A 22,066-nucleotide genomic window follows, 5' to 3' on the forward strand; every position below is an offset into this window, starting at 1 on the left:
ATTGTGCTGGGAGATATTCAAATTAGATCCGCCCTTTTGGCTAGGCTTGGTCGAATGTCGCACCGACCCAGTGCGCTAATTGAAGAGCTGAGAGTGCATAATGGAAGTGCGATAGCTGATGTGGTGGCTATTTACAAGGAGGCTCATTGTTATGAGATAAAAGGTGATGCCGATAAAATTGAGCGAGCAATAAGCCAAGCTGCCTATTATGATTTGGCGTTCAGGAAGATAACTTTAGTTACTACGGAGCGTCATGCGAATAAAGCTATAAGGATTATTCCAGCGCATTGGGGAGTGATGATTGCCAGGGAGGTAAGTGGTGTTGTAGTTCTGCGGGGGGCAAGATCTTCAAAAAATAGCCCTTTTTTTGATAAGAAGACTGCTCTGATGACTCTCTGGAGGACAGAACTTTCAGATGTCGCCGAAGGGCTGAATATACAGGTCGCTGCAAAGGCAAATAGGGATAATATTTCTAACTCCATTGCAGAAATTATGGGGAGAGAAGAGCTTAGCCTTGCAATTAGCGCTAAGCTCGCGCAGAGGAAGCTAGGGTTTTTGTAACATAAATGTGATGTGAGCATTTATAGTCGGATTCAGGATGCTGCTAGGCGTGACTAGGGTTCCATGTGAGTTGGCTTTATCGTTCAGATAATTGTCTCCCCAAGAGTATGGTGGTGTCCGATAGAAAGTTTTTGCCACCAGAATCTTCGCCATATCGTTATACTGCTGGTTCCCTCGCGGATGGTTTTTTAAGCCGTTACCTCTAATAACATATTGAAAGTCTTCAAAGGCATACAGGATTTTGGGCGCAGTAACGTTGCGCATGCTTTCTGGTGGAATGTCGATTTCCGAGAAATTAGGGCTTACGATAGTATAATCCCCAAGTTCAATGTCGCTTAGTTCGTGGTGGGCAATAACTTTTTTGTGTATGGCTAACTCACTTCTGGGTAAAGAGATCTCATGCCCGACTTCAAGTATTTCCTTGATTGATGCTGGTATTGAAGAACCGGTTATTATTATTTTTGAAAATGAATAATCGCGCTTTATAGCGACGATAAAGTTGATTAGCTCTCCCGCTCTTTTAGTCGTATCACATGTGCGGCAAATCCTATTGTCTAAAATAAGGATCATTGACGTGAATTGGGGAGAGCATTTTCTAACTAGTGTTTGTATTTCTAATTTGGTTGTAGCTTAGTGCTGAAAGTCTTCGGGCTGAACTCTTAGTGCTATAACATCTGATTTAATTTTGCCTGTGATTTTGGCGTTGAACACAGCATCATTTCGTTGTGGTGTTCTTTCGATGGCGATAACTGGGATGAACGTGGTGTCGGTAAATTTATCGATAATATAAATGTAGTTGTCTTGTCCCGAAATCGTTATTGCATCAGGGACATCGAAATTATCAAGGTAGAAGTTTCTATATTCTTTTAAGTGCGTTTTTATTTTTTTGTGCGTTCCGTCAATAGATTTTTTTAGGGACTGTTCATTCAGACCTTTTTTCATCGGGAAATCAAAGAAAGGAGCGATAAAAGGCTTCAGCGTAGGATGCAAAACCTTTAGGGCTCCGATCTCATTAGTTTTGGTTTTTAAGAATGGAGTATAGTTATTCATGTTTAAATATCAAATCCCTAGTGTTATATTCGGACACGATGTCGGAAAAGATTTCATATCGATTTAACTCGTGCCTAAGCATGCCTGCAATTATTGCTGGATGCAGTCCTTTTTCGTTTGCGTATTTTATTACGATCTCTCTACGTAAATCATATTTGGGTTCACAGTTTCGCCATTCGTTTCTACTGACAAAAATTGTTTTGGTAAGTCGATCGGCTTCTAATTCAATTTCTTCGGTTGATGCTTCTTCAAAGTCATCTAGTATGGGGGTCTCTAGTTGATCTATGTGCAGGTGTATATGAGATAGCTCGTGCGTTAGTGTGAACCAGAAATTATCTAGTCTACTGTGTCTTAACGTCATGCCAATAACAGGATGGCCAGACTTTAATTTGAATACAGCTCCGTCAAGCTTCATTCCTTTAAGCTGCTCGTCAAATATAAGTATTATGCCGAGGCTTAATAGCGCGCTGGAGACTAAGCGGACATTTTCAGGGGCGGGACTCATTCGAGTGATTTGATAAATTTGGTCAGTGGAAATCGGCTTGTATTCAGGTACGGCTTGCAAGTTTAAAAGTAGCTGGGCTGTATGTTTTATGCGGGAAAGCCAATAGGAAGTGGTGGCGGTATTTGCATTGTTCGATTGTCTAAAGAAAGTTTCGCCTTTGTTGTCTGTGAGTAAGTCGCGAAATAATGAGATGTTTTCACTACAAGGAGCATTTCTTTTAGTGGTTGATGATTTTACTAAGCGGATAACTTCGTCGTGGGCGTTTAGCGCGTTGATTAAAGCCTTTGGGTTTACTGTGCTTTCAGATGTTACTACAAAATCATCCTGTTCTTCATTTTTGTTGGTCATACTGCCCCCGCATATTGAGCGGCCTTGGCCTCTGCCATTTCAAAATAGTTTAGTTGATCTTTGTCTAGACTGGGGAAATGTTGCATTCCAATCCGTTCGTAATAGGTTTTTGCTTTTGGTAGTGAATGTAAGCTAAAGCCGGGTCTGAGCCTCAATGCGTTACAAGAGTAGGCTATTGCGGACTTTATTAAAATGCTGCCAATTCCGCTAAATTGTTTGTTGCTCATTGGGTTTTGCCGATTCCAGGGAGCTACGGCAAGATACTCGATGTAAAAAATATTTCCTTTGTCAAAAATACTTTGTTTGGGGTGGTAGATTAGACATGCCCCTTGAGGTTTCGAGTCAGCGGATAAGAAAAACCAATGATATTCGTCTGTCCGACATGCGATTGATTTTTTAAACCATTCCCAGTGGCTATCCTCAAGGCTTAGGTTGCTTATTTCAGTTTCTAATAGGTTCTCATCCTGACAATTGTCTCTAACGTGTCTGAGAAGTTTTATGTTGAACTCCCCCCATAATTTATCGCAAAGATTGCCGTGGGCGATGTCCCATCCATGATGGATTTTGAACTCTACTGAGCAGTTATTTAGATCAAGTAGATTACCCTTCTGTATGATCTCGCCTTCATTAGGCGGCATTGCGTCTAATAAACTTCTAATTTCATCTAGAGTCATTATAAATATCCGGCTGAGGAAGCGTAGACTTTTGATTCTGCAGGGGGGGTATAATTTTGAGGTGAATACAATTTTTCTGCTCTTCGTAAGAGGAGCATAGGTTTAGATGCAGAACGATTATGGCGGGATGTGAGTCGAATGTACTCTTTTTCGATAGCAATTAACGTATCGAAGTTTAATATTTGTTGTTGTATCGAGTTGATCATTTTTTAGCCTTTCCGTGGCAAACAATCGTTCAGGTGTTTCTGCTGTTCCTGCTGGGCGTTAGCTAGCATTCTAGGTCGAGCGTACTCCACATTTTAATTGCGTGCCATGTTTTGGCCATCATTTGATTCCGTTTTGCTGGCTAGGGAGGCATGCTTGCGTTTCTCAGAAGTGGGGGCGGATTGATTTTCTTTCGGTGTCCCGTCCTGAGTAAGATTTACACCCTCTGATCTATCGACAGGAGGACCCTTCGCTTAGAGGTTGAACTGCCAGGATTTCCCTAAGCGAAAAGCGAGCAAATGCATGGTCAGCAGATAGTAATAGCGCGTCGATTCAGCGTGCGGGCTCAAGTGGTGGTTCAGAAACCATGCGAGATGCTTTTGCTGCCATGCCCATGGATTATCTTTATGCCAGCGATCAGAGATCGCTGATTGAATGGCCTTCGCTTGACGAAGGTGACGCTGGCGCGTGGAGTGCGCCCCGGTCAGCACTCCTCTCAGAAACAGCTCCATATCGAATGGCTTGCTCATGTTCGACCACCGATATAAGCCGATACCACGTCGATACGACCGTGCCCCAGCTCGTAGCTGATCTGTGCTCGGGCCGCCTGATCAAGGTGTCGGTCAAGTTCGTAGCAACGACCACCATTGATGGGCGCGGGATGGTGGGTGATTTGCTCATAGCGTTTGCACGCATAGGCCGCCCGCAATTCGTGGAAGCCGTTGAGGCTGTGCATGTGGAGGATGTCCCGTGCAGGACGGACGATTCCCTGTTGGAAATCGAGGTAGCTTTCGTTCGGTGCAAGCAGGTTACGGCTACCGTCTGGCGAGACCTGTTCGGCAAACCTCAACGCGTCGCGAATATGATCATCTACCATAATCCAGCGAGGTGCCGACTCGCCTGAGCGCCCACCTTTGGTGCCATCCTGGATGTTGATTTTGCCGAATTGTTCGGCCTCACGTTTTAGACGCGAAAGGTCGGCCAAAATGGCCTCGCGCAATCGCATTCCGGTTGCTCGCGCCAAGTGCGCGATGGCGGCGGCGCGCGGCTGCTGGTGTTTGCAAAGCACCTCTACGATCCGCTTCACGTGTTCGCGGTTTTGGCCTTGCGGCACCGAGCGACGAACACCGGTGCGCCGTATTCTCAGCGCCTTACTCGGACTCGGCACCTTTACGTACTGATCACCGCGAAGCGCCGCCATGGTCCGGTTCACACTGGACAACCGGTTTTGCGCGGTCGCGATGGCAAGTTCGCCTTGTTCAACTTGGTAACGTAGATGTTCTGCGTAATCCAGCAAAGTCTGCCGATCAATCTCTCGAGCATCATTGAACCCCGGGCCATCCTCCGACCGACACCAGCGCACAAACGCTTGCCACCGATCACTGTGCGCCTTGACCGTCCCGTAATGCCCACTGCCAAACAGATCGCGCAACGCCTGCGCCCCGGCATAACTCAGTTGCCGGCCATAGCCAAAATTGCGCCCATTCCGCCTACCTACCAATGCCATGATCAAACTCCTCTCGAAGCTAACCCTTAAAACCTTCCCCACGTCATCCCGCCACGAATGTTGAGTGTTATCAGGGATCAAGGCCCCTGCGACCTGTGAGGGTTGTCCACTAACGCGGGATTGGCGGCTCTTTACGACCGGGAGCTTGGGCATCTCATGATCTGGCCTCCTGAGCACTTCCGAAGAAGTGGGCGGGTGGAGGCTGCGCTGGCTGACGAGACCAACGCCGCGAGATCCTGAGTCGGGTGAAGGCAGTGATGCGATGATCGGGCGTGCCTGACTGTCAGTCAGGTGCAGTCCATTCCGTGGACTGCAGCACCCATCATCTGCATCGCTGTTGCTGGTGACTACGGTGTTTGTCACGCCGATTGTCACGAGGGGGAATGCCGCAAAGCCTTGTACGAGTTGGGCTGCAGCAGCGGTAGGAGCGCCCGTCTCTTTCCTGAAGAAAGAGACGGGCGCAGGTTGGCGCAGTGAAATGGCCAAGCGGATAGGTTGCTGCAGGGCAGCTGGGTAGGGGGATGTATTTGCCGCAATGGCAATGGTCTGAAGTAGGCATCCATCACTCGGTGAGTGACCGTGCGAGCCGCCGGACGCTAATCGCACTTTGGGAGAACCACCACGGTGTGGCGTAGCCTTAAAGGTTCTGGCTACCTGGGTTGCTGTCAACGACAGCACTTGCCCGATCTTTTCTACGCCTGTGGATAATTTGGGTCAAGGCTCGAGTTTTCGGGAATTCTGCGGCTGTGGATGAAATTATCCAACGGTGGAAATCAGTGGTTTTCCACAGACAGTTGTGAGGGCTTTAGATTTTTTAAGTGAGGTCCATCCAAGCAGGGCGGCTTTGCAGCCCTGCTTGGATGGACCCGCGTGGAAGGGCGGACTGCGGTGATCTCATTGGCTTACCCACGTTTGAATGCGCCACGGCTTTTTTGCAGGGCGGTGATGTTGTCGCCAACTGGGTGAGCGAATTCGTGGGGCGTCACATGCCCATGTCGGTTGGCGTCGATGTAGTTGCTCCACCACGCCATGATCAGCCTGCGCTGTTCCAGAAATTCGGCCTTGTGGATATACGCGGCGCGCACGCGGTTGCGTTCCTTATGGCTCATTTGTCTTTCGATGGCTGCGTCGGTCCATAACCCGGACTCAAGCAGGGCGCTACAGGCCATGGTCCTGAAGCCATGGCCGCACACGTCCTTGCTGGTGTCATAGCCGACGTTGCGGAGCATGGTGTTCACCGTGTTCTCGGACATGGGCTTCCAGTACTTGTGGTCGCCCGGTAGCACCAACTCTGAAAAGCGACTGAGGCTGCGCAGGCGCTCCAGTATTTCGATGACCTGCGGCGATAGCGGAACCATTTGAATGTCGCCGTTCATCTTGGTCCCGCGGGTGGAGTTGCGTACCCCTTCGATCGGTGCGCGCGTATCGGGGATTTCCCACATGGCGCGTTGGAGGTCGAACTCACTCCATCGAGCGAAGCGCAACTCGCTGGAGCGGACGAACACATGCAGAGTCAGCAGCACGGCAAGGCGCGTCAGCTCGCGGCCGTTGTAGTTGTCGATACGGTGTAGCAGTTCGGGTAGGCGGTTGAGGGAGAGGGCCGGGCGATGGACTGTGCGCGGCGCGTGAATCGAGCCTGCCAGATCCAGTGCAGGATTCATGGTGATCTGCCGAGCCCTTTTGGCCCCGCGCATGATGGTGGATAAGTAGTTCTGTACCCGTAACGCCACATCCATGGTGCCGCGTTCCTTGATGCGCTGGGTGATCTCTAGCAGGTCGTGGGTATCGAGTTCAGCGATGGGTCGTTGGCCGATCAGCGGGAAGACGTGGGTGCGCAGTCGGCTCATCACGGTTTTTGCGTGTCCTTCGGTCCAGCGACGGGACATGTCGGCGTGCCACTCCAGAGCAACGGTTTCGAAAAGCAATGCCGCCCGTTGGGCTACGATCTTGGCCTTCTTCTTTTCTTCCATTGGGTCGAGGTTGTCGAGCAGCAACGCCTTGGCTTCGTCTCGCTTACGTCGTGCGACGGAAAGGGTAACGATGGGGTAATTGCCGATGATCAGCGTACCTTCCTTGCCGCTGGGCTTGGTGTACTTCAAGCGCCAGGTCTTCACGCCATTGGGTTTGACGAAAAGGTACATGCCGCCGCCGTCGAACAGTTTGTAGGCGCGTTCGCGGGTTTTGGCCGTGCGGCATTGCAGGTCGCTGAGGGGGATCGCTAGACGTGGCATAGGGGTACGCGCTCCTGACCGGGAAATCGCAGTACCCCTAACATACCCTCGGGGAAGGGGGATTTTGTTGGATCCCGACAGAGGGTCCTGGAACGAAAAAACCCGCCAAATGGCGGGTTTTCGGGGCTTCCAGAGCATTCGGTGGAATGCAATGGAGCCTAATGTGGTGCCGGCACCAGGAGTCGAACCCGGGACCTACTGATTACAAGTCAGTTGCTCTACCAACTGAGCTATACCGGCGTGTTGGGCGACGATTATAGCGATTGGGTTGGTTCTGTAAACCCCTGAATTCAGACTATTTTTACACAGGCTTTCGGTCAGGCACGAACCAGCACTTTCTTGAGTTTCTGAATGGCTTGCCAGGCTCGGCTGTTTTGCATCGCCCGCAGTTGCGCTTCGGCGTGTTCGGCGCGTCGCAGGGCGGCGGCGAGGTGGTTTTCGGTGACGGTGACGGGGTGGCTGAAGTTGTGGCCTTTGCAGAACTGGAAGTCGTCCAGGTTGCACGGCGGGATGTCGAAGGCAGGTTTGAGGGCCAGGTGTTCTTCGGCGAGGTAGTAGGTGTTGATGCCGTCGAACAGGATGGACTGGTAGCCGGCGCCGGTGACGAGGGTTTCCCAGGTCTGGTCGCGCTCCCATGGGGTTTCGATGAGGATGATCCACGGTCGCCATTGGGTGAAGTCCATGCCGCGCAGGACGGTTTCTTCGTGGCCTTCGACGTCGATTTTCAGGAAGTGGATCGGACGGTTCCGGGCGTATTGTTCGCAGATGGAGGCCAGGGTGCGGGATTTGACTGTTTGGCTGCGCACGTCCATGCCGGCATCTTTGTGTTGCTGGGCCAGAGCCGGGTCAAGGGTCGACAGGCCGGTGCCGGCGATGCCGTAGAAGGTCAGGTCATCGGCGCTTTCGCCGGCCACGCATTGCAGGTTGATGTCTTTGGGGCGTTGTTGGCAAAGGGCGTCGTAGTAGTTCGACATGGGTTCGACGTTAATGCCGCTCCAGCCGTGGTCGTAGAAGGCTTTGGTAACGGAGTCCTGGATGGGGTCGTTGGCCCCGATATCGATGTAAAAGCCGTTTTCAACGTTTTTGAGGGCGCGCCACAGGCGGATATCTTCGAAATTCTGTGCGTAAGAAATGAACGTCACGGTCGCATCCTGTCGGTCAGATTTTTCTTGTTCATGGCCGCACTGACGGCCCCCTTGCATGCTGGTATAGCAAGGGGTCTCGCAAGGCGCAATTTTCTGCTTTGGGATGTCCGCTATTCGGCGTTTATGTCGTTTTAATGAAATGCTTATGCACAATGGACTAAGGGCGATTGTCTGTTCATTACGATTTTGTAGACTCGTTCTCATTTGACCGCAAATGCCTGTTTTGCGGGTTTTTTATTGCTGTGAACAAAAAATGACCAGCAGTCTTTCAGGATTAAAACAGCGAGGATATTGGATCCACGATAATTCCATCAACAGAGTTATCCACAGGATGTGGTTGTTTAGGGGCGCTCTGCCAAGAGCAGAAAATTGCGCGGCGTGAGTGCGACTTCACAGAAGGTGCCAAGGCGAACGGTGTAACCCTGCTGAAGGAGGAAAAGCGCCCGATCAAGTACCAGCCACAGCTCCAGAGGCCGTCGGAAAAGGCCTCGCAGCAGCTCCAGGTTGCGCACTTCGGCCAATCGTCGCCACCCGGCGTCTTCCAGCGCGGCCCAATCTGGCGTGCTGACTGTGGATAAGTCTTTAAGTGCCGCCAGATCGCGGCAGTAATCGGCGAAAGGTTTGTCCAGCCAGACGCTGGGCAGAGAAGGGGTCGGCAGGTATTCATCGATGCCGCGCAGTTGTCGTTGCAGCAGGTCGAACGCCAGGCGCCGGGCCATGGAGGTGTCGCGCTGACGTCGGACGCGAGCACCGGCGGTGACAGTTTCGCTCATCGGCAGCGCAAGATCATCGAGGGAAAGGTGTAGGGCGGAGCGCTCAGCCGCACAGGAAAGCGGCTGATAGGTGTTCAGACTGATCCGGTTATAGCAGCACGGTGCGATGACCAGTTGTTTGCAACCGGCGGCGCTGGCGAGCTGGATCAGCCGTACATGCAGATCACCGCAGGCGTGCAGCGCGACCGGCGTGTGATCGGCATTCAACAAAGAAGCTGCGCCAGGCGCGAGTACATCCTGCTCGACATGCAGCGCATGTAACTGATGACGCTGGCTGAGTGCCTGGCCGCTGGTGACCAGCGCCGGGTCGAACTCCAGACAAGTCAGTTGTTGCCCGGTTTGCAGCAGGCGTCGCCCCAAATGGCCCTTGCCCGAACACCAATCCAGCCAATGGGTCGGTGCATGAGCAAACTGCAGGCGACCGGCGAACGCTTCAATCTGCTGCCATTTGCGTCCTGGTACATCCACATTCAAGCGATGGCCTGCCGCTTCAAGTGCACGAGTCGGCAATTCACCCACCGCGCTCAGTTCAGCAGACATCGCCGCCAATGAAGCAAACGGCTTCGGCGCATCGAGCAAGCAAGGTTGGTTATGACTGCTTTCCGCATCCTCCAGCGACCGCCCGCGTAGCCAAAACGCCAATTCCGGGTAGGACGCTTCCCAAGGAAGTTGCAGATGGGTAAACGGTCGAGGCTTCCACAGCGCCTGATGCTCGATCAGAAAAGCATCCAGCGCGGTGAAACGGGCGAGCAAGGCCTCGCCCGTCAGCACGCAGGAATCAACGCCCTTGGCAGGCATCGACGCGCAACCAGCCCTCCAGCAGCTTGAAGCCGCGAACCAGCACGTAAGCCATCAGCAGATAGAACATGCCTGCTGCGAAGAAGATCTCCACCGGCAGGTAGGTGCGGGCAATGATGGTGCGGGCCATGCCGGTCAATTCCAGCAAGGTCACGGTACTGGCCAGGGCGCTGGCTTTGAGCATCAGAATCACTTCGTTGCTGTAGGCCGGCAGGCCGATGCGCGCAGCACGGGGCAGCATGATGTAGAACAGCGCTTTGGCCCGAGACATGCCCAGCGCCCGTGCCGCTTCAATCTCGCCCGGCGGAATCGCCTGGATCGCACCACGCAGGATCTCGGCGATGTAGGCTGCGGTGTGCAGGGTCATGGTCGCGGTGGCGCACCAGAACGGATTGCGCAGGTACGGCCACATCCAGCTGTTACGTACCGCGTCGAACTGCGCCAGGCCGTAATAGACCAGGAACAGCTGAACCAGCAACGGCGTACCACGGAAAAAGAAGATGTAGCCGTAGGGGAATGCCCGCACGTACCAGAGTCGCGACGAGCGAGCGATGCCCAGCGGAATCGCGAGCAGCAACCCGGCGATCACGGCGATAGCTACCAGTTCCAGGGTCAGTGTCGCGCCCTGAGCCAGTTTCGGCAGCCACTTGATGATGACTTCCCAGTTCATTGGGTGCTCCTCGCGAAGCCGCGAGCGGCGCGTCGTTCCATAAAGTGCATGCCGGTCATGGCCAGAATGGTCAGGCCCAGATACATGAAGGCTGCCACCATATAGAAGGTGAACGGTTGCTTGGATATGGTCACGCCGATTTGTGCGTGACGCATGATTTCTTCCAGGCCGATGACGGAGACCAGCGCGGTGTCTTTCATCAGGATCATGAACAGGTTGCCCAGGCCGGGAAGGGCGATGCGCCACATCTGCGGCATGATCAGCCGGGTAAAGATGCGAAATTTCGACAGGCCCAGGGCCACGCCGGCTTCACGGTGACCTTTGGGGATCGCCAGAATCGCACCGCGAAATACTTCCGTGGCGTAGGCGCCGAAGCACAGCCCCAGCGCAATCACGCCGGCAGCGAAGGCGTTGAGTTCGAGGTCGGGGTTGCCGAAGAACTCGCCCAAGGCACGCATCAGGTTGACTGTGCCGAAGTAGATCAATAGCACCCAGAGCAATTCCGGGATGCCGCGAACCAGCGTTGAATAAGTGCCGCCAAGCCATTGCAGCGGCTTGTGCGGGGAAGTCTTGGCCAAGGCGCCGAGCAGACCGAGCACCAGCCCCAGGCACAAGGCCGAGAGTGCCAGTTTCACAGTCATCAGCGCACCAGCGGCGAGCGCCGGGCCGAATCCGTAGAGGTCGATAATCATGGATTTCTTTTCAAATCGCGGCAGGCAATGCGAAGGACCGGCGCCGTCAGCGAACGGCGCCAGCCAGGCAGGTCAGAATCAATAGATGCTGAACGGGAAGTACTTGTCGTTGATCTTCTTGTAGGTGCCGTCTTCGACGATTTCTTTCAGGGCAAGGTTCAGCCTCGCGCGCAGGGTGTCGTCTTTACGCACGGCGATACCAATCTTGTCACTTTCTTCCACTGGGTCACCCTTGAATTCATACGAGCGACCGGCGTCGCTTTTCAGCCACTCGTAGTTGACGTACTTGTCCGCCAGGATGCCGTCCAGACGTCCGGAAGTCAGATCCAGATAAGCGTTTTCCTGGGTGTCATAGAGTTTGACTTCAACGCCGGGCATGTTGTCTTCCATCCAGGTGCCGGCGAGGGTCGCGCGTTGTGCGCCGATTACTTTCCCCTGCAGGGAATCCTTGTCGGTTTTGAACTCTTTGTCTTTCGGCGCGATGAACTGCAGCTTGTTGGAGTAGTACGGGTCGGTGAAGTCCACCGCTTGTTTGCGTTCGTCGGTGATCGACATCGAGGAGATCAGGAAGTCGAATTTCTTGGCGTTCAGGGCCGGGATGATGCCGTCCCAGTCGGACGTGACCACGGTGCACTCGACTTTCATTTTGGCGCACAGGGCATCGCCGATTTCTCTGTCGAAGCCGACGACATTGCCACTGGCATCTTTGTTGTTGAACGGCGGGTAGGCCGCCTCGATGCCCATCTTCAAGGTCTCGGCGGCGGCACCGGCGCTGAAGGCCAGGGTGACAGCAGCGGCCAGGAAGATTTTTTTGTAGTTCTGCATGCGGGTAGCTCCGTTAGCGGTTGCTGGACATGAATTGTTTGCAGCGCGCCGAAAGCGGGTTTTCGAACACCTGCTGCGGCGATCCTTGTTCTTCCACCAGGCCCTGGTGGAGGAACACCACTTCGCTGGAAACCTGACGGGCGAAGCCCATTTCATGGGTCACGAGCAGCATGGTGCGGCCTTCTTCGGCCAATGCGCGGATGACATTAAGTACTTCCTGGACCATTTCCGGGTCAAGGGCGGAGGTGGGTTCGTCGAACAGGATCACCTTGGGCTGCATCGCCAGGGTACGGGCGATGGCTGCGCGTTGTTGCTGTCCGCCAGAGAGTTGCGCCGGGTAGGCGTGACGCTTGTCAGCGATGCCGACCTTGGCCAGCAAGGCTTCGGCGACTTCGATGGCTTCGGCTTTGCTTTGGCCGAGCACGCGGCGCGGGGCTTCGATGATGTTGTCGAGCACGCTCATGTGCGGCCAGAGATTAAAGTTTTGAAATACAAAACCGATCTCGCTGCGCAGGCGATTGATCTGCTTGCCATCGGCAGCGACCAGCTCGCCATTCTTGGCGGCTTTGAGCTTGAGTTCTTCGCCGGCCACCAGGATCTGGCCTTGGTGCGGGTTTTCCAGCAGGTTGATGCAACGCAGGAATGTGGACTTGCCGGAACCGGAGGAACCCAGGATCGAGATCACGTCGCCGTCGCGGGCGGTCAGCGAGATGCCTTTGAGCACCTCAAGCTGTCCGTAGCGTTTGTGCAAGTTGCGGATTTCAAGCGCGGGCGTGGCCTCAGCCATGTGCGTTCCTCATAGTGTTTTGCGCTCCTGCTATTGGCGGCCTTCCTGGCGAGGCGGCCAAGCTAGCATAGCGTTCGAATGGCAGCCAACAGCGCTACGGGCAGTAAACGGGTGGCATGTGGCAGGGTGTCGCATCGGCACAGCAGACTGTCGCGCTGCTATCAACCGAACAGCCGTTTGAACCCTGCCTTTGAATAAAGAGACGGGGCGGCTGTTCCAAAAAAAGGCGCGATGTTGCCAGCTTTGGCGGGGTGTTGGAAGCGCTAACCGGACAAACGTTCCTGATCTGCACTTTTATTGTGCGAGCCTTATTTTCTTGATGTGTTTTTGGTGCGCAGATTCGTTACTGAAATGGGTGGCAGGTAACGCTCTGGCGAAATGCAAATAATCTCAATGACTTGCGATGAATGCTCGATCGGCGCGCAGGCCCCGTATAGCGGGCGCATGAAACATTTTGGCGCAATTATTGCGTGCAGAATAAGAAACGCCCTGTTGGATTCTTTTTACGAGAAGGAATGTCAGACCGGGCCGACGTAATCGCTTTACTTGCAAAGGTAGTCTTAATGAGTAGTAGCCAAAGCTCCTCCAACGGCCTCGAGCAGGGGCTAAAACCGCGTCATGTGACCATGCTGTCGATCGCCGGGGTTATCGGCGCCGGGCTGTTTGTCGGCTCCGGTCACGCCATCGCCGCTGCAGGCCCGGCGGTGCTGTTGGCCTACGCGGCCGCCGGTGCTCTGGTGGTTCTGGTAATGCGAATGCTCGGCGAGATGGCCGTTGCATCGCCAGACACTGGTTCCTTCTCGACGTACGCCGATCGCGCGATCGGTCACTGGGCCGGTTTCACCATCGGCTGGCTCTACTGGTGGTTCTGGGTGTTGGTCATCCCGCTGGAGGCCAACGCTGCCGCAACCATTCTGCATGCCTGGTTCCCGAACGTAGCGATCTGGGCCTTCACCTTGGTTATCACCTTGCTGCTAACGGTGACCAACCTGTTCAGTGTGAAGAACTACGGAGAGTTCGAGTTCTGGTTCGCCCTGGTCAAAGTTGTAGCGATCATCGGCTTTATCGGTCTTGGCATTCTGGCGATCTTCGGCTTCCTGCCTACCAGCCAGGTCAGCGGCGTGTCGCACCTGTTTGACACTCAAGGCTTCCTGCCAAACGGCATGGGCGCGGTGCTGGGTGCCATCCTGACCACCATGTTTTCCTTCATGGGCACCGAGATCGTGACCATCGCGGCCGCGGAATCGAAGAACCCTGGCCAGCAGATTTCCAAGGCTACCAATTCGGTCATCTGGCGGATTGGCTTGTTCTACCTCGTCTCCATCTTCATCGTTGTGGCCTTGGTGCCATGGAACGACCCGATTCTGGCCAGCGTCGGTTCCTACCAGACTGTGCTGGAGCGCATGGGTATCCCGAATGCGAAGCTGATCGTCGATATCGTGGTTCTGGTTGCGGTAACCAGCTGCCTGAACTCGGCGCTCTACACCGCTTCGCGCATGATGTTCTCGTTGGGCAAACGCGGCGATGCGCCGGCCGTTTCCCAGCGCACCAACAACAGTGGCACCCCTTACTGGGCCGTGATGCTGTCGACCGCAGCTGCGTTTCTTGCAGTGTTCGCCAACTACGTGGCTCCGGCCGCTGTATTCGAATTCTTGCTGGCCAGTTCTGGCGCCATCGCGTTGCTGGTGTACCTGGTGATCGCGATTTCGCAACTGCGTATGCGCAAGCAGCGTATGGCTCGCGGTGAAAAAATTGCCTTCAGCATGTGGCTGTTCCCGGGCCTGACCTACGCGGTGATCGTATTCATCGTCGCGGCCCTGACCATCATGCTGTTCCAGGACGCCCACCGCGTGGAGATCCTCGCGACCGGCCTGTTGAGCTTATTGGTAGTGGCTGCCGGGTTGTTTGTGGCTCGCCGTCGCAAGCTGCAGAAAGTGGGCGCGGTGGTGCTGAACTGATTCGTACCGCGTAACGCAAAACGGCCGCTGTCAGTGATGACAAGCGGCCGTTTTTGTTTTGTCTGTTGTACTCGATTCAAGCGGGGTGCACCCAGTCTTCAACTCGTAAACCGGATACACGCTCGAACTCCCGAAGGTTATTCGTCACGATGGTGAATCCTCGGGAGCGCGCGTGGCCGGCAATCATATGGTCATAAGGGCCTATTGGTGTCCCCGCTTTAGCCAGTTCCGAGCGAATCATTCCGGTGTGCGCGGCTGCTTCATAGTCGAAAGGCAAGATCTCGAGACGGGCAACAAAACCCTCGATGACAGCGAGGTTTTTTTCCGGTGCGGCAGATTTTTCGGCACCGTAGATCAACTCCATCAAGGTGACAGCGCTGATGCACAGCTGGCCGTGATGACGATTGAAGGCTTCGCGTACAACCTGTGGTTTGTTCTTGATGGTGAAGATGCAGATGTTGGTATCGAGCATGAATTTGATCATTAGAACGACTCACGCTCCTGCTCGGCTGGCTGCTCACGATCAGTCATGAAGTCTGCGCTCACACCTTCGCCGTCGAACCAGCTGTCCCAGGCTTCTCCTGCCGGGGTGATGAGGCGAGCCCTGCCGATAGCGATAACATCGACTCGTTTCACATCGCTGGGCATGGCGACGGCTTTGGGCAGGCGGACGGCCTGGCTTCGATTGCTCATGAAAAGGGTGGTTTGTTCCATGGTGGCCTCCTGCGCTTTTGCTGACGCTTGAAGTCAGAAGGATAGAATTTCGGTGGGATATGTCAATGGGATATACGTGACGACTGATGAAGGGATGTGATAGTCACAACAGGTTTATGGTTACAAGAACGGCCGCTGTCAGTGATGACAAACGGCCGTTTTTACTTTCGGATTGGCCTTACTCGGCCTTTTCCTCCGGCAGGTCCAGCGACTGACGATAGCTGTCCAGCGCATCGCCAAAGTCGGTGATGAATTGCGGGTCGGTCAGCCAGGCCTGGGCGGCATCGCGGTCCATGCCATCGGCCCACATGCGGTAGTCGATCAGCATGTCGGCGGCCAGATGCGTGGCGGCCATGGCTTCGTTATCAGCGTTTTCCATGTCCAGCAGTTCTGGATGGTCGCTGATGATCCCGGCGAGATTCGACAACAGGGTCTGCAGCATGTCGTTGCGGCTGGTGGCTTCGGCGTCGCGCATTTTGCTGAACATCGCCAGGGTGTATTCCGGGATCGGCTCGCCGAGTTCGCCCAGGTCATCGTCCAGCGCGGCGGGTTTTCTGCCGTGGATATTGATTTGCTTGGCTTTGATCTTGGCGCGTTTGGCGCGTTTCTGTTGCTTGTTCAGGGAGGCCATGGGAACTCAGTTCGGTTTCTGTTGGTTTTGGGCTGCGATGACTTCGGACGCTGCCACGTAGTCAGCCTGGAAGGTCGGGGATTCGATCCACGCCAAGGCGCTGGCTTCGTCGGCTTCGGTGGACCATTGGCGATACTCGATCAGTGCAGCGATGATGAAGTCTGTCGCGGTTTCTTCGCCTTCCTGTTCCAGCACCAGCGCGAGCAGTGGGTGTTCAAGAAAGGCAGCGCACATCGCCTGTTGACTGATCTTTGCCGCATCGATCATCTCTTTGAACAGTTCGGTCAGGTCCACCGATTCGAAGTCGATGCGATCGTCATTCGGGTCCAGCTCGACCGGTGCGGCAGCCCGCTGGGTGCGGTTCTGCTTGGCCTTGGCTTTGGCGCGGGAGGCGCGTTTGTTCTGCTTGTTGGCGGAGGCCATGGGCGTCGTTCCGTAATTCATTGAGGGGGCGCATTAATCAACTGCATGGCACTCGCCGCCCGGGTGTATCGGGGGCCAGCTCGCCGGTCTGCAGCCAGGACAATGCAATGGGCCATAGTGTGGCTTGGTATGCGCTGCGAAAAAAGGCGAAATGTCCGACTTCTTCTTCGCCGATGTCTTCAGGGGTGATTCGCAGGTGGGTGTTTGTACTGTTGGTGAAGTAGCCGAGCAGGCGTTCGACGGCCGCAATCGTGCCATAAGGATCGTCGCTGAGGCTGATCGCCAGGGTTTGTGCGGTGACATTGTCAAATGGCAGCTGGCCGTTTTTGGCGTGGATGACACGACCGCTGGGGCGTTTTTCGTATCGGGCGGTGGGCATGCTCCAGTCGCGAACTACGCCAGCCGGGGTGTCTTCAAGCCATCCGAGGCGTTTGCCGGGAAAGTAGCCGTAAAGCATGGTCATCAATGGCATCACCACATGCCACTTGCCAAACATTCGCCAGCGATGGGCGGGGGCATAGTCGCGCCAATACGCGAACTGTGCACCCACTGTCACCAGGCGTCGGATCACATGCCCGGAAGTCCCCAGCCCGGCCGCGCAACCGCCGAAGCTGTGGCCGACGACATTGATGGGTTGTTGCGCAAACTCGCGTTGCGCCCTTTGCAACATCGCCTCGAAATCCAGCGCGCCCCAATCGGACCATGAGGCCTCAAGCCCCTTCAGCGAGGTGGGGCGCGACTCGCCAATGCCGCGGTAGTCATAGGTGATCACGTCGAAGCCATTGGCGAACAGGTAATCGGCGAAGCGCGAGTAGTGCCGGCAGCGGACTGATGTTGCGGCGTTGATGATCACCACCGGACGGGTTGGGTCTTGATTCGCATGCCGCCAGGTGAAGCCGCCAAGGATGAAGCCGTCGGCGGCGGGCTCCTTGAAAGATTCACCAGGTGTGCCGGTGGGTAACGGCAATTCAAGTTGCGTCGGGGCCAGTGAGGGCATGTCCTGCAAATTCATCGGCGTTGAACCTTTGCGGTTAGCCAACCACCATAGTCTTCACGTCGTTTATGAACAATCCACCCGTGCTTATCGGAGCCTTTGCTTGAGTAACCGCTCCTCAAGCACTGCCCATTCCCGATCCAGTTCTGCGCGAAGTTCCTCCTCGCTCGGTAGTACCAGTCTGTATTTACTGGCGAACAGTTGTTCGTTGCCTTGCAGCACTGAATAGCGCACCACCGATTCATCTTTTTGCGCGCAGAGAATAAGGCCGACGGTGGGGCCATCCTCCGGTCCGCGCTTGAGGTCGTCGTACATGCGCACGTACATGTCCATCTGGCCGACATCCTGGTGGGTCAGTACGCCGCGCTTGAGGTCGAAGATGACGAAGCACTTGAGCAGGTAGTTGTAGAACACCAGATCGATGTAGAAGTCTTTGCTCTCGGTACTGATGCGTTGCTGGCGAGCGATGAAGGCGAAGCCTTTGCCCAGTTCGAGCAGGAAGCCCTGGAGTTGATTGATCAATGCTTGTTCAAGTTCGCTTTCCTGGATCAAGCCCGCATTGGGCAGGCCGAGAAATTCCAGTAGCACTGGGTCCCGGATGAAATCCCGAGGGCTGGCGTTCATTTCCTGGATATTGGTGGCGGCTTCCTGTTTCACGGCAGCCCGGTCGCGGCTCGCCAGCAGGCGTTCGTAATAGAGGGTATTGATCTGGCGCTCGAGGGCGCGACTTGACCAGTTCTGCAGAGCTGATTCGTTCATGTACCAGTGGCGAGCGTTGTCGTTGTCGACTCGTAGCAGTCTGCGGTAGTGGGTCCAGCTCAATTCGGAACGCACTGCGTTCCAATTTGGAAAGGTCTGATAAAAATCCCGCATGTATCGCAGGTTGCGTTCGTCAAAACCTTTCCCGAACTCGGAAGTGAGGACTTTCGCCAGCGTCGACAGCAACTGCTTGCCATACACCGCCCGCCGAGCGCCTTCCTGCTCGAACTCCACAATATGCCGTCCGATCTGCCAACAGGTTTGGACCTGAACGATATCGACCGCTCGCAGCACTTTCTGGCGCGCTTCCTTGATCAATTCGCCAAGATTGCCGAGCAGTGAAGTGATCTGTGGATCTTGAGTGTTACCGGGTTTGAGGGAGCTCATGAGATTTTCCGCGGCTAAGGAAACAGGCGCAAGAGGATGGCAAGAGAGTGATGGTCCGCGATGCCGGGCGCGGCTGGTAAGTCGGAAGGAAAGGCGAATTCATTTTGCAGGACTACGCCGATGACAGACGCTCCTTGAGGAGTACATCACGTAGTCCGATTCGCAGTGATCCCAAGTTCGAATCAATCTAAAACTTGAACATTCAGCAACAAATCTAAAAAGAGTAACGATTGGGTTCTGCGCAACCCGGGAGTCGCCATCATGAAGTACACCCATTCATTCATGCTGCCCATCGCCGCTGTCGGCGTACTGATGTTTCCAGTCGCGCCTAACGCCGCCAGTCTTGAACCGATCGACAGCACAGGCGTGCAAGTCCAGCAGCAACAGCAAAACGGGATTACTTACCTGTCCGGGGGGATCGGAGAGGATGAGGCTCGAGCCATTCAACAAGCGCAGGGCTACAACCTGCACATGACCTTCTCCATCGGGGCGGAGGGCAAATATGTTCCGGATGTAAATCTGGTCATTCAGAAAGACCCGGGGCAGCCCGTGCTGACCCTGAGTGAGGCCGGACCGCTGGTTTACGTACAGCTGCCACCTGGCAAGTACACCGTCGTCGCGACACGCAATGGAGAGGAACGGCGTGATACGGCGGATGTAGGAAGTGGCGCTGCTCGCAATCTGGTCTTCCACTGGGGTAGTGAAAACTAGCGGAGGCAGCTTTTGCGCTTTGGCTGCATTCACGATTTGAATCAGCCATAACACCCCCACATCGGTGGCGAGCAATGCCAAGGCTCAAAAGCTGTGCCTGGAATCTCCCCAATTACGTGATCGTGGGTCTGGGCTCAGGCTTGCTGTAGTCATGTAAATGAGATTATTCCTCATCTTCAGATAGCTCTGCCGCCAGCTCGGCAACCGCTTCTTCCATGGCCCGGCAAGGTGCTGAGCATTCCGAGCCACGCGCTATTGCTTGGCTTTTACCTTGGCGCGTTTGGCTCGCTTTTGTTGCTTGGTCGGGGATGCCATAGGGTTCTGTCCTTTCAGAAAAGAAATCCTGAGCATTAAAGCGCAAACGTGCCAAGGACCGCGACGCGCAGTGGATTGCTTTCTACGCTCAGCAGCTTGATGGCCAAGGCGCAACAAACCACGATCAACATGGGTTTAATCAACCGTGGACCGACGCGAACAGCGGCTCGTGCACCCAATTGAGCGCCGATGAAGGCCGCCAAAGCCATGGCTATGGCAATCGGCCAAATAATCACACCTTTGGTAATGAAGACCGACAAAGAACCCAGGTTGCATGAGGCGTTGGCAAGTTTGGTAAAACTCATGGCCCGCATCATGCCCAAGCCGCAGAGAAGTACAAACCCGACAATAAAGAAAGAGCCCACCCCGGGGCCAAATATACCGTCATAAAAGCCCAGGATCGGCGCGAGGGTAAAGGAAAAAAGCAGAATACCGATTCTCTTGCGTCGATCTTCATTGGCCAGCTTGGGAGAGAAAGCAAAATAGATAGCCACCAGAATCAGCATGATAGGCACGCAAACTTCCAGATAGCGCTTATCAATAGAGCTGACCAGCAAGGCACCACTGGCGCCGCCAATAAATCCGCAGATCACCAGGAAGCGGCCTTCGCGCCACTCGATCATTCCTTTGCGAGCAAAGGTTATAGTGGCCGAAACAGTTGCCGAAGCGGCCTGAAACTTGTTCGTTGCAATTGCACTGATCGGATCTACACCGGCGAGAAACAATGCAGGTAAGGTGATCAAGCCTCCACCACCGGCAATCGCATCAAAAAAACCGGCGAAAAAAGCGACCAGCGCCAACATGCCTATTAAATCCCAAGACATTGCATTCCCTCTTCCTAGTTATTGGCCAGTAATCACATGATTGGTCCTTGCGCAGCTTGAACGCTTAAAAAATCAGCCCTGCAGCAGTAACGGGTCCTCTGAAATAACGACAGGGGAAGAAAATTTTGAAAGCCCGAAAATACGGACCAGGACTCGTCTGTTGTCTTTAATGACATCGCGACAGTGCAGAGAGCGGACGTTATTGATGACCATGGCTGACGCTTGCGTCAGTGTGTACTCGACTGGAATTGCTTCGCTTACCCCCTGGCAAAGGGCGGCATAGGCCGTTTTGACAAAATTCGAGGCGTTGTCATTGACCGAAAAGCGATACGAGTTGAAGCGGGCTGCGAACCCGACCTTGTCGTCAAACTCCAGAATCGAAACGTTGCGACCATCTTCCCCTTTGCCACTGACAAAGGAGTCGCTACGAGTGAATTGGAAGTTGCCCGTGGTCAGTGCGAGGCAGTGGGTAACGCCAATTTTTTCCAGTAGGGGAGGCAGCGGAATTACCCGCGTAGGTTCCAGGCTCGGGTTCCACAAGGCGGAAAGTATGAGCGACGACGGAGAGGGCGAGTGCCCGTCTTTCGCGTTCACGGCGCACCAGTAAGGCGCCTCGGTATGCGGGCCAAGCGCGAGGCCGGAATGGGAGCTCAGTTCTTTGATGTCCGGCTCGGCATTGATTTTGACGAGTCCGCCACCCTTGAAGTTGGCTACCAATCGAACCAGCTTTCCTTCGTTGTCCATGTCATAGGCAAAGGAACTGTTATCCACCAGTTTCAACAAGATCTGATTACGGGCGGCCAGGCAAAGGACGTCGTATCGATTTTCCAGGGATGTCAGGTCTGGTAGTTCATTTGGAGGGCTGCCATCGGTGATTTTTTGCAGCCCTTCAAAGATCAACACGCAAACAAGGCCATTGGAGTAGGCCGCCAGCAATTCGCATTGGTCTTTCGAAAACGAGGACTTTAATTCTGTGGCTGCCAGAGAGGCTTTGGACTTGGCTCCTGGTGCCTGCGGCCCGCCGATGGCGGCCAGTTCTTCGGCGAACGTATGAAGCCATGTTGATTGCCGAGTATCAAAGCTGAAAACTCTGATGTCCTGTTCAGTAAAAAACTCAGCTTTTTCGACATCCCGTTTGATGGCGTCAGTCATTACCTACATCCCTGTTGTGTATCTGCTCCCGGTTATGCGGCAGCTTCTCCCACGATTCTGCCCAATCCGATGATCAGCGTATGTCATCCATTTCCGTTAAAGCATACGGAGCGTTCCGACAAACCCGAGAGACCGCGAGAAGGGCCGTTCACCAATGCTTGACGCTACTCGGGACTCAGTTTCGGAAGGCGTTGCAGGCGCTTGCTGGCGTAGCGCGAGGAGGTGGGAGTTGATGCTTCGTTCGGCGCTTCGAGGATGACTGGAACAGTGCCTCATCAAATCGCACGCATAAAAAAACCCTGAATCTTGCGATTCAGGGTTTTCGGTATTTGGTGCCCAGAGACGGAATCGAACCGCCGACACGGGGATTTTCAATCCCCTGCTCTACCGACTGAGCTATCTGGGCAACGGGGCGCATTAAACTGGTT

At 54.5% G+C, this 22,066-nt stretch carries 22 protein-coding genes, 2 tRNA genes and 1 pseudogene; 3 read left to right on the forward strand and 22 right to left on the reverse strand.

Features of this window, described 5'->3' with window-relative positions; translation table 11 throughout:
- Window positions 1–3 precede the first annotated feature (3 nt).
- Window positions 4–561: a sce7726 family protein gene (locus tag IC37_RS09495; protein ID WP_030129313.1), complete on the forward strand. Its 558-nt coding sequence runs from the start codon at window positions 4–6 to the stop codon at window positions 559–561.
- Here IC37_RS09495 and IC37_RS30445 read toward each other — a convergent pair.
- The 13 genes and pseudogenes from IC37_RS30445 to IC37_RS09565 all read right to left on the reverse strand — a co-directional run bounded on the left by IC37_RS30445 (window position 547) and on the right by IC37_RS09565 (window position 12,770).
- Window positions 547–1,611, reverse strand: a pseudogene (locus IC37_RS30445) (hypothetical protein). The gene IC37_RS09495 and the pseudogene IC37_RS30445 sit on opposite strands and share 15 nt — an antisense overlap.
- Complete coding sequence (locus tag IC37_RS09510; protein WP_051414813.1) at window positions 1,604–2,464, reverse strand: ImmA/IrrE family metallo-endopeptidase; 861 nt, start codon at window positions 2,462–2,464, stop codon at window positions 1,604–1,606. The pseudogene IC37_RS30445 and the gene IC37_RS09510 overlap by 8 nt, the downstream one beginning before the upstream one ends.
- On the reverse strand, window positions 2,461–3,138 hold the full coding sequence (locus IC37_RS09515; RefSeq protein WP_030129310.1) for an N-acetyltransferase: 678 nt from the start codon (window positions 3,136–3,138) through the stop codon (window positions 2,461–2,463). Before IC37_RS09515 ends, IC37_RS09510 begins: the two co-directional genes overlap by 4 nt.
- 458 nt (window positions 3,139–3,596) lie before the next feature.
- A complete protein-coding gene (locus IC37_RS09520) occupies window positions 3,597–3,872 on the reverse strand; it encodes a hypothetical protein (protein WP_030129309.1) in 276 nt (91 codons plus the stop codon).
- Entirely contained in the window at window positions 3,869–4,849 is a 981-nt protein-coding gene (locus IC37_RS09525; RefSeq protein WP_030129308.1) for an integrase domain-containing protein, read from the reverse strand. Before IC37_RS09525 ends, IC37_RS09520 begins: the two co-directional genes overlap by 4 nt.
- A 902-nt stretch (window positions 4,850–5,751) precedes the next feature.
- The gene (locus tag IC37_RS09530; protein ID WP_030129307.1) at window positions 5,752–7,080 is read right to left on the reverse strand and encodes an integrase arm-type DNA-binding domain-containing protein; all 1,329 of its coding nucleotides are present in this window, start codon (window positions 7,078–7,080) and stop codon (window positions 5,752–5,754) included.
- Window positions 7,081–7,244: 164 nt separating this feature from the next.
- Window positions 7,245–7,320 (reverse strand) — tRNA-Thr (locus tag IC37_RS09535).
- Between the two features lie 77 nt (window positions 7,321–7,397).
- Window positions 7,398–8,222 (reverse strand): FkbM family methyltransferase, encoded by an 825-nt coding sequence (locus IC37_RS09540; RefSeq protein ID WP_030129306.1) that lies wholly within the window; start codon window positions 8,220–8,222, stop codon window positions 7,398–7,400.
- Window positions 8,223–8,566: 344 nt separating this feature from the next.
- Entirely contained in the window at window positions 8,567–9,796 is a 1,230-nt protein-coding gene (locus tag IC37_RS09545) for a methyltransferase (protein ID WP_030129305.1), read from the reverse strand.
- Entirely contained in the window at window positions 9,777–10,466 is a 690-nt protein-coding gene (locus tag IC37_RS09550; RefSeq protein ID WP_030129304.1) for an ABC transporter permease, read from the reverse strand. The genes IC37_RS09545 and IC37_RS09550 overlap by 20 nt, the downstream gene beginning before the upstream one ends.
- On the reverse strand, window positions 10,463–11,158 hold the full coding sequence (locus IC37_RS09555; RefSeq protein WP_030129303.1) for an ABC transporter permease: 696 nt from the start codon (window positions 11,156–11,158) through the stop codon (window positions 10,463–10,465). Before IC37_RS09555 ends, IC37_RS09550 begins: the two co-directional genes overlap by 4 nt.
- A 78-nt stretch (window positions 11,159–11,236) precedes the next feature.
- Window positions 11,237–11,983, reverse strand: a complete 747-nt coding sequence (locus tag IC37_RS09560) for an ABC transporter substrate-binding protein (protein ID WP_030129302.1) — start codon at window positions 11,981–11,983, stop codon at window positions 11,237–11,239.
- Window positions 11,984–11,996: 13 nt separating this feature from the next.
- Window positions 11,997–12,770 (reverse strand): ABC transporter ATP-binding protein, encoded by a 774-nt coding sequence (locus IC37_RS09565; protein ID WP_007897462.1) that lies wholly within the window; start codon window positions 12,768–12,770, stop codon window positions 11,997–11,999.
- A gap of 563 nt (window positions 12,771–13,333) precedes the next feature.
- Here IC37_RS09565 and gabP point away from each other — a divergent pair.
- On the forward strand, window positions 13,334–14,728 hold the full coding sequence (gene gabP, locus IC37_RS09570) for a GABA permease (protein WP_030129301.1): 1,395 nt from the start codon (window positions 13,334–13,336) through the stop codon (window positions 14,726–14,728).
- Between the two features lie 76 nt (window positions 14,729–14,804).
- On the opposite strand, the gene vapC is transcribed toward gabP, so the two are convergent.
- From vapC to IC37_RS09600, 6 genes are all read right to left on the reverse strand, one after another.
- Window positions 14,805–15,212: a tRNA(fMet)-specific endonuclease VapC gene (gene vapC / locus IC37_RS09575; RefSeq protein ID WP_030129300.1), complete on the reverse strand. Its 408-nt coding sequence runs from the start codon at window positions 15,210–15,212 to the stop codon at window positions 14,805–14,807.
- A complete protein-coding gene (gene vapB, locus IC37_RS09580; protein ID WP_030129299.1) occupies window positions 15,212–15,442 on the reverse strand; it encodes a type II toxin-antitoxin system VapB family antitoxin in 231 nt (76 codons plus the stop codon). The genes vapC and vapB overlap by 1 nt, the downstream gene beginning before the upstream one ends.
- Before the next feature lie 178 nt (window positions 15,443–15,620).
- Window positions 15,621–16,073, reverse strand: coding sequence for a hypothetical protein (locus IC37_RS09585; RefSeq protein WP_030129298.1), 453 nt, complete (start codon window positions 16,071–16,073; stop codon window positions 15,621–15,623).
- Between the two features lie 6 nt (window positions 16,074–16,079).
- Complete coding sequence (locus IC37_RS09590; RefSeq protein WP_030129297.1) at window positions 16,080–16,496, reverse strand: hypothetical protein; 417 nt, start codon at window positions 16,494–16,496, stop codon at window positions 16,080–16,082.
- A gap of 37 nt (window positions 16,497–16,533) precedes the next feature.
- Window positions 16,534–17,508, reverse strand: a complete 975-nt coding sequence (locus IC37_RS09595; protein ID WP_030129296.1) for an alpha/beta fold hydrolase — start codon at window positions 17,506–17,508, stop codon at window positions 16,534–16,536.
- Between the two features lie 69 nt (window positions 17,509–17,577).
- On the reverse strand, window positions 17,578–18,636 hold the full coding sequence (locus tag IC37_RS09600) for a YhcG family protein (RefSeq protein WP_030129295.1): 1,059 nt from the start codon (window positions 18,634–18,636) through the stop codon (window positions 17,578–17,580).
- Window positions 18,637–18,897: 261 nt separating this feature from the next.
- Between IC37_RS09600 and IC37_RS09605 the strand changes: the two genes are divergently transcribed.
- A complete protein-coding gene (locus tag IC37_RS09605; RefSeq protein ID WP_030129294.1) occupies window positions 18,898–19,347 on the forward strand; it encodes a hypothetical protein in 450 nt (149 codons plus the stop codon).
- Between the two features lie 350 nt (window positions 19,348–19,697).
- Here IC37_RS09605 and IC37_RS09610 read toward each other — a convergent pair whose 3' ends face one another.
- The 3 genes from IC37_RS09610 to IC37_RS09620 form a co-directional block, all read right to left on the reverse strand.
- The gene (locus IC37_RS09610; protein WP_030129293.1) at window positions 19,698–20,486 is read right to left on the reverse strand and encodes a TSUP family transporter; all 789 of its coding nucleotides are present in this window, start codon (window positions 20,484–20,486) and stop codon (window positions 19,698–19,700) included.
- Window positions 20,487–20,558: 72 nt separating this feature from the next.
- A complete protein-coding gene (locus IC37_RS09615; protein ID WP_030129292.1) occupies window positions 20,559–21,638 on the reverse strand; it encodes a hypothetical protein in 1,080 nt (359 codons plus the stop codon).
- 330 nt (window positions 21,639–21,968) lie between these two features.
- A tRNA-Phe gene (locus IC37_RS09620) sits at window positions 21,969–22,044 on the reverse strand.
- Window positions 22,045–22,066 lie beyond the last annotated feature (22 nt).

Source organism: Pseudomonas sp. QTF5 (assembly GCF_000512695.2).
Classification (GTDB): domain Bacteria; phylum Pseudomonadota; class Gammaproteobacteria; order Pseudomonadales; family Pseudomonadaceae; genus Aquipseudomonas.

Bases quoted from the DNA above. Each gene is read 5' to 3' on its own strand.
- IC37_RS09510 (WP_051414813.1), bottom strand. From the start codon at position 2,464: ATGACCAACAAAAATGAAGAACAGGATGATTTTGTAGTAACATCTGAA.
- IC37_RS09515 (WP_030129310.1), bottom strand. From the start codon at position 3,138: ATGACTCTAGATGAAATTAGAAGTTTATTAGACGCAATGCCGCCTAAT.
- IC37_RS09520 (WP_030129309.1), bottom strand. From the start codon at position 3,872: ATGAGCAAGCCATTCGATATGGAGCTGTTTCTGAGAGGAGTGCTGACC.
- IC37_RS09525 (WP_030129308.1), bottom strand. From the start codon at position 4,849: ATGGCATTGGTAGGTAGGCGGAATGGGCGCAATTTTGGCTATGGCCGG.
- IC37_RS09530 (WP_030129307.1), bottom strand. From the start codon at position 7,080: ATGCCACGTCTAGCGATCCCCCTCAGCGACCTGCAATGCCGCACGGCC.
- IC37_RS09545 (WP_030129305.1), bottom strand. From the start codon at position 9,796: ATGCCTGCCAAGGGCGTTGATTCCTGCGTGCTGACGGGCGAGGCCTTG.
- IC37_RS09550 (WP_030129304.1), bottom strand. From the start codon at position 10,466: ATGAACTGGGAAGTCATCATCAAGTGGCTGCCGAAACTGGCTCAGGGC.
- IC37_RS09555 (WP_030129303.1), bottom strand. From the start codon at position 11,158: ATGATTATCGACCTCTACGGATTCGGCCCGGCGCTCGCCGCTGGTGCG.
- IC37_RS09560 (WP_030129302.1), bottom strand. From the start codon at position 11,983: ATGCAGAACTACAAAAAAATCTTCCTGGCCGCTGCTGTCACCCTGGCC.
- IC37_RS09565 (WP_007897462.1), bottom strand. From the start codon at position 12,770: ATGGCTGAGGCCACGCCCGCGCTTGAAATCCGCAACTTGCACAAACGC.
- gabP (WP_030129301.1), top strand. From the start codon at position 13,334: ATGAGTAGTAGCCAAAGCTCCTCCAACGGCCTCGAGCAGGGGCTAAAA.
- vapC (WP_030129300.1), bottom strand. From the start codon at position 15,212: ATGATCAAATTCATGCTCGATACCAACATCTGCATCTTCACCATCAAG.
- vapB (WP_030129299.1), bottom strand. From the start codon at position 15,442: ATGGAACAAACCACCCTTTTCATGAGCAATCGAAGCCAGGCCGTCCGC.
- IC37_RS09585 (WP_030129298.1), bottom strand. From the start codon at position 16,073: ATGGCCTCCCTGAACAAGCAACAGAAACGCGCCAAACGCGCCAAGATC.
- IC37_RS09590 (WP_030129297.1), bottom strand. From the start codon at position 16,496: ATGGCCTCCGCCAACAAGCAGAACAAACGCGCCTCCCGCGCCAAAGCC.
- IC37_RS09595 (WP_030129296.1), bottom strand. From the start codon at position 17,508: ATGAATTTGCAGGACATGCCCTCACTGGCCCCGACGCAACTTGAATTG.
- IC37_RS09600 (WP_030129295.1), bottom strand. From the start codon at position 18,636: ATGAGCTCCCTCAAACCCGGTAACACTCAAGATCCACAGATCACTTCA.
- IC37_RS09605 (WP_030129294.1), top strand. From the start codon at position 18,898: ATGAAGTACACCCATTCATTCATGCTGCCCATCGCCGCTGTCGGCGTA.
- IC37_RS09610 (WP_030129293.1), bottom strand. From the start codon at position 20,486: ATGTCTTGGGATTTAATAGGCATGTTGGCGCTGGTCGCTTTTTTCGCC.
- IC37_RS09615 (WP_030129292.1), bottom strand. From the start codon at position 21,638: ATGACTGACGCCATCAAACGGGATGTCGAAAAAGCTGAGTTTTTTACT.